Raw genomic sequence first — 1,843 nt, 5'->3', positions numbered from 1 at the left:
GCGGCCGCGGCCGCCGCCGCCCTGCAGGAGCAATCCCAGCAACTGGCCGAGGCGGTGGCGGTCTTCAAACTCAACAGCGGTGAAGTGATCGATGTCGCCGCGCGACAGCTGGCCGCCACGGCCCCCGTCAAGGCGGTGGCCCAGGAGACGCGCAAACCCGAGGCCGTTGTGCGCCCGGCCCCGGCGATCGCCCGCGCGCCATTGCGCCGCCCGGCGCCAGCGCCCCGTGCGCCGGAGGCTGCGGCCGCCGAGACGCCCGCGGCCTCGCGTACCGCACTCAACAAGAAACTGGCCGATGACGACTGGGAGTCTTTCTGAGCGCCCGCCAGATACGCCGGTCGCCGAGGAGCACAACGCCATGCGTAAACACCTACTGAGCTGGACCCTGTGCCTGCCGCTGCTGTTGGGCGCTTGCAGCACCACCGGGCACAACTTCGACGGCGGCCAGCTGGCGCAGCTTGCGCCGGGCCAAAGCACGCTGGAAGACGCCACCTTGGCCTTGGGCGCCTTGCCCGACGCGATCTATCGCCATCCGGACGGTGGTCTGGTGGCGCAATGGCGCTATCAGGTCAGCTTTGTGACCGATGGCTTCTACGGCAGCAAGTCGGCGCGCCTGCAGTTCGGCCCCGACGGCCGGCTGGTCCGGCTGCTGGACAGCAACAACATACTGCTCGAACCCTGGGCGCGGAAAAAGCTCCTGGGGCCGCCACAGGCGATGCCGGACAACACGGCTCAGCAGACGACGACCGAGGTCGAATTCATCGTGATCCCGGGCCCGGGCGAAACCGCTGCGCGGTAAGCGCCCAGGGTCTGTCCCGGTGTATCGGGGCAGGCCGGCCTATTTGTCGCACCATCCGAAAAAACGGGGAAAAACATGGAATCCAGTTACGAACACCAGGCCCGTGCGCCCAAGAGCAAGAAGCGTACGCGTTCTCCCAAGCAAAAGCGCAGCCGTTCCTGGTCCTTGCGCAACGCGCGCGTGGGCAGCCTTCTTCTGTGTCTGCTGGGTTTTTTCGCGATCCTTATTGCCGCAGTCGGGGCCTTGTCGGCTTATTTCCTGCAGCAGAACTACCGCGCCGTGCAGGAGCTCAACGATCTGACATCGCGCGCCAAGCAGGTGGAGATCATCAATAGCGACATGCTGCGCGCCCGCGTCGATCTGATGGTGGCCGCGCGCCATCTGCAGGAGTCCGGCTGGGGCAATGGGCAGAACGCCGGCCAGGAGGCGACGCAGGTCATCAAGCAGGCAACCGATCTGCTGGGCGGCGTGCGCGACCGTTTCAGCGACTTCCAGAAGAACATGCTGGAGGACTCCACCGGCCGTCAGCTGTCGATGAATCTGGTGCGGCGTTACCGCTCCTATATCGACGATGGCGTGGATACCATGGTCGAAGCGCTCAAGAGCGAGGATTACTCGACCTTCTACATGGTCAACACCGAGTACGGCGTGCCGCGCAGCGCCGCGTTCATCGCGGCAATCGGCGACTTCAGCCGCTACATCGATCAGCGCCAGCAGGAAACCATCGACTACGCCGGCCAGAGCTTCGACCGCGCCTTGATGGCGGTCGGGGCGGCAGTGGTGCTGGCGCTGCTGCTGATGGTGGTGTCGCGTCTGGTGTTCGGCCGTCTGGTGGTGCGCCCCTTGCTGGAGGCCGGCGCGCATTTCGACCGCATCGCGGCCGGCGACCTGAGCAGTCGTGTCGACGTGCGCAGCGGCAATGAGGTGGGCCAGCTGTTTGCGGCCATCAAGCGGATGCAGGAGAGCCTGACACGCACGGTGTCCTCGGTGCGTCGGGGCGTGGACGAGATCAACGTCGGCGCGCGCGAGATCGCGGCGGGCAAC

2 protein-coding genes and 1 pseudogene are annotated in these 1,843 nt (G+C 66.3%); all 3 read left to right on the top strand.

Translation table 11 applies throughout. The annotated features are described in order from the left end of the window. A pseudogene (locus A7V84_RS21495) lies at nucleotides 1–318 on the top strand (methyl-accepting chemotaxis protein); the annotation flags it as partial. A 40-nt stretch (nucleotides 319–358) separates the two neighbouring features. Next, complete coding sequence (locus tag A7V84_RS12275; protein WP_025515895.1) at nucleotides 359–799, top strand: hypothetical protein; 441 nt, start codon at nucleotides 359–361, stop codon at nucleotides 797–799. A gap of 75 nt (nucleotides 800–874) precedes the next feature. Beyond that, the coding region (locus A7V84_RS12270) for a Tar ligand binding domain-containing protein (protein ID WP_156508021.1) at nucleotides 875–1,843 on the top strand (969 nt) is incomplete at its 3' end.

It is taken from the genome of Bordetella trematum (assembly GCF_900078335.1).
GTDB lineage: Bacteria > Pseudomonadota > Gammaproteobacteria > Burkholderiales > Burkholderiaceae_B > Bordetella > Bordetella trematum.
The sequence above is the reverse complement of the archived record's forward strand: the minus strand, read 5'-3'. Positions and strand labels throughout refer to the sequence as shown.